The organism is Arsukibacterium perlucidum DSM 18276 (assembly GCF_000382165.1).
GTDB lineage: Bacteria > Pseudomonadota > Gammaproteobacteria > Enterobacterales > Alteromonadaceae > Alishewanella > Alishewanella perlucidum.
In genome coordinates this window covers 1-5,291 of sequence record NZ_KB907754.1, presented here as the reverse complement: position 1 = coordinate 5,291, position 5,291 = coordinate 1, and the positions used below count along the sequence as shown (strand labels likewise).

7 protein-coding genes are annotated in these 5,291 nt (G+C 47.8%); 2 read left to right on the top strand and 5 right to left on the bottom strand.

Translation table 11 applies throughout. The features are described from left to right. From H141_RS22120 to H141_RS0119240, 5 genes are all read right to left on the bottom strand, one after another. Positions 1–128: efflux RND transporter permease subunit (locus tag H141_RS22120; RefSeq protein ID WP_420834580.1), on the bottom strand; the 128-nt coding region annotated here is incomplete at its 3' end. 21 nt (positions 129–149) lie between these two features. Beyond that, on the bottom strand, positions 150–1,187 hold the full coding sequence (locus tag H141_RS0119255; RefSeq protein WP_019677905.1) for an efflux RND transporter periplasmic adaptor subunit: 1,038 nt from the start codon (positions 1,185–1,187) through the stop codon (positions 150–152). 78 nt (positions 1,188–1,265) lie between these two features. Then, entirely contained in the window at positions 1,266–2,510 is a 1,245-nt protein-coding gene (locus H141_RS0119250) for a TolC family protein (protein ID WP_026349569.1), read from the bottom strand. A gap of 50 nt (positions 2,511–2,560) precedes the next feature. After that, positions 2,561–2,926, bottom strand: a complete 366-nt coding sequence (locus tag H141_RS0119245; RefSeq protein ID WP_019677903.1) for a hypothetical protein — start codon at positions 2,924–2,926, stop codon at positions 2,561–2,563. Between the two features lie 53 nt (positions 2,927–2,979). Then, a complete protein-coding gene (locus H141_RS0119240) occupies positions 2,980–3,885 on the bottom strand; it encodes a cation efflux transmembrane domain-containing protein (RefSeq protein ID WP_019677902.1) in 906 nt (301 codons plus the stop codon). A gap of 76 nt (positions 3,886–3,961) precedes the next feature. Here H141_RS0119240 and cadR point away from each other — a divergent pair, with 76 nt between their 5' ends. Together cadR and H141_RS0119230 are read left to right on the top strand one after the other, a co-directional pair. Further along, positions 3,962–4,372 (top strand): Cd(II)/Pb(II)-responsive transcriptional regulator, encoded by a 411-nt coding sequence (gene cadR / locus H141_RS0119235; RefSeq protein ID WP_440582354.1) that lies wholly within the window; start codon positions 3,962–3,964, stop codon positions 4,370–4,372. A 31-nt stretch (positions 4,373–4,403) separates the two neighbouring features. Continuing rightward, a partial coding sequence (locus tag H141_RS0119230; RefSeq protein WP_019677900.1) for a cation diffusion facilitator family transporter occupies positions 4,404–5,291 on the top strand: 888 nt, incomplete at its 3' end.

Genomic DNA, 5,291 nt, shown 5'->3' with positions numbered 1-5,291 from the left:
ACCTGAACGTTAGTAATATCCGGCACTGCATCAATCGGTAACTGTTGGTAGCTCCAGCTACCAATGGCAATAATCAACAGTGTCAGCGTTAAAAATAGATACCGCCTCGCAATAGCCAGGCGCAACATGGATTCAATCATAGTGCCCCCTTAATGCGCGTGCTCGGCTTCAGATTTCTCAATATCCGCTTTTAACAGATAGCTATTTGTCGTGACATACCACTGGCCGGGCTTTAAACCGGCAATCACTTCGACATAATCCATGTCGCTACGGCCAAGCTGCAATGGGGTAAAGACATATTCGGTATTGTTTTTCACGAAGACACCGCTTTGATTGTCCAGTATTTGAATGGCCGATTTTTTAACGGCAAGCTCAACGTTGAATTCACCGCTTATTACAGCACCCTCGATTAATTGCCCGGACGACAGTTTACCGTCACGGTTATCCAGCTTAACTCTGGCCAGTTGATAGGGCTGGGTTAATGACGGGATGATATGTGCAATTACGCCGTTAATCTCAGTGTCAGCGGCCAGAATGACCACGTTTTGTCCTGTCGCGACAGCAACTTGTTGTGACGGGTACAGGCGAAAATCTGCCCACAGGCTGCCAAAATCAGCAATGCTGAATAGCGTCTGCTGCTGTGCGACCTCACCAACATTGGCGCTGCGCTGAATAATAACGCCGTCAATTGGTGCTTTAATGGCATAGGTATTTAAGCTCTCATTTGACTCAACAACGGCCAGTACATCGCCTGCTTTTACGCTGTCACCCAGCGAGAATTTCACCGAGGTAAGAATACCGGGAAAACGGGCATTAACATGGCTGATGCGGTTTGGATCAGCGCTAAGCTTGCCATAAACAACCTGATGTTGGCGTAATCGCTGGCTGTCAGCACGGTCTGTGACAATATTTACCGCCGTAGCCATATCATCACTAATGCGGCTGCTCAGGGTTTCATTGTGTTCATGCTCGTCGTTTTCGTCGTGCCCTTCATGCTCATTGTGTTCTTCATGTTCTTCGTTCTCGCCGTGTTTTTCGTGCTCTTCATTTTTCTTAGCGTCAGATTGCGGTTTTACCGCTTGCTCTTTGGCATGGACATGCGCATGTTCTTGCTCATTGGCGGCCATTACTTGCATCGGCATCAGCCAGGCTGCAATAAACATTGCCAGTGTTACATGTGACTTCATAATGCTATCTTCCTGTATATTCTGTTTGCCACGTCGCACAGTTAATGAAGTGCGGCACCGGGGCAATAATCTTGTCAGTTACTGCGTTACCGGCTCGGCGGTAAGCTGTTCAATCGTCGCCTGGCTCAATAGCACCGCAGTGGCGGTTTCCAGTATTTGTCTTTTTGCCTGCAACAATTCTTGCTGGGCATTAAGCCAATCCTGATAATTTGAGCGCCCGCGCTGGTATGCATCACGCGTAAGATCCAGCGCTTGTTCCAGGTTGGGGATCACGTACTGCGCCAACTGTTGGTGACTGGTAATAAATTGCTGTCGTTGCGAGTAGGCATCAAACAAGCGTTCATGCAGGATCAGTAAGCTATCCTGCTGCCGATACTCGACATTGTTTCGCTCTGCCAGCGCAGCTTCGATGGCTGCACTATTGCGACGTTCAGCAAATAATGGCACTGAGATACCAAAGGTAAGGCCTGTATCGTCACTGGCCTGATAGCGTCTTACCCCTACTTGCCAACTCAGATCTGCGCGGTTTTGGCTTTGCGCCAGTCGCACTTCAGCGTCTTTTAACCGACGTTCAGAGGCAAAAATGGTTAACGCCGGCGATTGTTGCAGCCGCTGATACAGCTCGGCAAAAGGGCGGCTTTGACCAAAAGCAAACAAATTACCTGCCACAACGTTAAAGTTGGCGCTGGTATCACCCCAAAAACGTGCTATGGCTATCTTTTGCCGCTCAATGCGCTGCAACAGGGCGTCCCGCCCGATCTGAACCTGAGCCAGTTGCGCCTTTGCCCTCATGATTTCAGCATCTGACAAGGCACCGCTGGCGGCACGTTTTTCAGCGCTTTGCAGCAGGGCTTCTGAGAGCTCTACTGCCTCTTCTGTCAGTGTCAATTCCTGCTGGCTGGCTAGCAGATTAATGTAGTTGCGGGTAAGTTCGGCCAGCACATCGAGGGTTTGCGCTTGTTGCTGCCAATCAAGAGTATTGAGCCTGGCGTCTACTACCGCAGCGCGCCACTGAGCTTTGTTATCCAGCTCTATCACGGAAGATAAGGCGACTGTCAGCTCAGCACCGGCCAGCCCTCTGGCCTCTCCGGTGCCCGCAACGTTCTCAAGCTCTACACCGAGTTGATAACCGGGTTTAAGGCTTTGCACATCACGCTCTGCCAGCAGTCGCTGTTGGGTAAATTTAAACTGATGCAGCTGCGGGTTGTGTTGCAGTGTTTTATCTATTGCCTGTTGTAATGTCAGTGCTTGCGGCTCTGCACGTAGCGGAAGCGCGCAAAATACCGCCGCCAGTATTGCTGGCAGCATTAGTCTCATACGCATGGGTATGCTCCTGAAAGTTAATCGTTAATAAAAAGGATAAACAAGCAGGATCAGATATTTGGCGGCGGCACCGGTGGGCGATAGCTAATGAGGTTTAACCCTGGTTGGGTAGCGGCTATAACACTGTCACGGAAGTTAAGCAGTTCCATGCCCTGAAAAAAAGCGATATAGCAGGTCACATGAGCATGATTACTGTGTTCGTCGGTATCATGCTCAGAGTTATGTTCAACGTTATGTGCAGTGACTTGCTCACTGCTTACGTCGAAAAGGGTATCTGAGTGGCAGTGTTCATGTTGCAGGTCAGTGTAGGTATGGGCATGATCGGGCAAATGCATAACTAACGCATCACAGGCCATCACGGCATGATTCAGCATAATCAGCAACAGTAATAATAAGCCTGATGTACGACCTAACATAAATCCCTCAGTAAGTTAGCGCTATGGTAGCGCTATTGCGACTTAACAACAAGCTACGCTTTTAGCTGTAAAATCCTGCGCGCACCATTGAGTACAACTAATCCAATGATGAACCCTATTACCAGATCCGGATAGCGTGACCCGGTCCAGGTGACTAATAATCCGGCCAAAATCACCCCAGCATTTGCGATAACGTCATTTGCAGAGAAAATCCAACTGGCTTTCATATGCGCGCCGCTTTCTTTTTGTTGATGAATTAACGAAAGACAGATCACATTAGCAACCAAAGCAATAGCGCCCATAATTAACATCAACGTCGACACTGGCTCGTTACCAAACAGGTAGCGCCGTATCACCTCACTGATCACCCCAAAAGCTAAAATTAATTGCAGCCAGCCGGCAAGCTGTGCGGCGTTTAATTGAACCTTGCTACTACGCCCGACTGCGTATAGCGCAACCCCGTATACCGCTGCATCGGCAAACATATCCAAAGAGTCGGCTATTAACCCGGTTGATTGAGCCAGCCAACCGGTCACAAACTCTACTGCAAACATCACCGCGTTAATGCCCAGCAACCATTTTAAAATTAACTCCTCACGCAGCGAACCTGATGCTGTGGATTGTCTGGCCTGCGTTACCTCTTCGGGTTTCACCGGCCCGGTCTTTGTCAGCGATGCGCCCAGCCCTAAGCTGTGCATTTTTGTTGTAATTTCATTGGCATTCACCGTGTGAAAAACGCGAACCTGCCTTTGTCGGATATCAAACTGTAACAGAACACCGGGCTCAACTGTTTCCAGCGCCATACGGATCAAACGCTCTTCGGCAGGGCAGTCCATTTTAGGCACCCTAAATTCACTAAGGTAGGCATATTTTGCATGCTTATCAGGTGCATCAACGGCGCTATTTTCACTGTTGCCCGTTTCGCTACACTTATCATTGGAACAGCATTTTGCATTCATAACCGATAAACCTTGGGTTGATATGAAACCTAGTTTAAACTCTGTAGTTACTATAGAGTCAATAGGCAGTATCGAGATGATCAAGATTGGAGAGCTGGCAAAAATCTCTGGCTGTTCTGTGCAAACCATCCGTCACTATGAAAAGGAACAGCTTCTTGCTGCGAAATTACGTAGCGATGGTAATTTCCGCCTCTACGATCACGCTGATATCGAGCGGTTGTTATTCATTAAACACTGCCGGAGTTTAGATCTGAGTTTGGCAGAAATTCGTCAGTTACTGACACTGCATCACTCGCCTATGTCGCAGTGTGATGATGTCAATCAGATGATTGAACAGCATATCGAGCAGGTAGAACGTCGCATAGCGGATTTAACGCAGCTTAATAAACAACTAAAGGCTTTACGTCTTAGCTGCAACTCGAAGCGCACGGTAGAGCACTGTGGTATTTTAAAACAACTGAATGAAGCCGTTAGTCAAACCAACTAAGTTGTTATCAGCAATAAATAGGTGAGTCTTAATGCACCAGCACAACCATTCACATATCAAAGACGACAGCGACAACCGGATCGCTATGGCTTTTTTTCTTAATGTGGGTTTCACCATAATTGAGTTTATCGGCGGTTGGTTAACCAACAGCACAGCAATTATGGCAGATGCAGTGCATGACCTGGGTGATAGCTTATCTATTGGCAGTGCATGGCTGTTGAACCGGCTTGGCCGAAAGTCTGCAAACCGACAATTTACTTACGGCTACCGCAGATTGTCATTGTTTGGCGCCTTAATTAACGGCTTGGTATTGATTGCCGGATCGGTTTGGGTACTGACTGAGGCAATACCGCGGCTGGCTAACCCGGTAATGCCAGTGACAGAGGGAATGCTGGCTTTAGCTGTGCTGGGTGTTGCAGTCAATGGCTTTGCCGCTTACCGCTTGAGTAAAGGAAATACACTGAATGAAAAAGTGCTGAATTGGCATTTGCTTGAAGACGTTCTTGGGTGGGTTGCAGTTTTGGTTGTGGCTATTGTGTTGCAATTTGTGGATTGGCCTATCCTTGACCCTTTGCTTTCTATTGGTTTCACCTTATTTATTTTGGTTAATGTTTTACGAAACCTCAGCACAACTGCGCGTTTATTTCTGCAAGCCGCGCCAGACAGCAAATTGCAAAATGAAATCCAGGATACCTTGCTGGAGATTGATGAGTTAGACAGCATTCATCACCTGCATCTCTGGTCGCTTGATGGTGAACATCATGTACTCACCGCACATGTGGTAACCAATGCCAGCAAGGCATTTACTGCAAACCATTATGCCGATATTAAGCTGCGTATTGCTAACGCATTGGAGCAGTTTGATTTAGCACATACCACGATAGAACTGGAGTTAACACAAGAACATTGTCGGGATGAA

Coding starts and splice junctions, on each gene's coding strand:
- H141_RS0119255 (WP_019677905.1), bottom strand. CDS start 1,187: ATGAAGTCACATGTAACACTGGCAATGTTTATTGCAGCCTGGCTGATG.
- H141_RS0119250 (WP_026349569.1), bottom strand. CDS start 2,510: ATGCGTATGAGACTAATGCTGCCAGCAATACTGGCGGCGGTATTTTGC.
- H141_RS0119245 (WP_019677903.1), bottom strand. CDS start 2,926: ATGTTAGGTCGTACATCAGGCTTATTATTACTGTTGCTGATTATGCTG.
- H141_RS0119240 (WP_019677902.1), bottom strand. CDS start 3,885: ATGAATGCAAAATGCTGTTCCAATGATAAGTGTAGCGAAACGGGCAAC.
- cadR (WP_440582354.1), top strand. CDS start 3,962: ATGATCAAGATTGGAGAGCTGGCAAAAATCTCTGGCTGTTCTGTGCAA.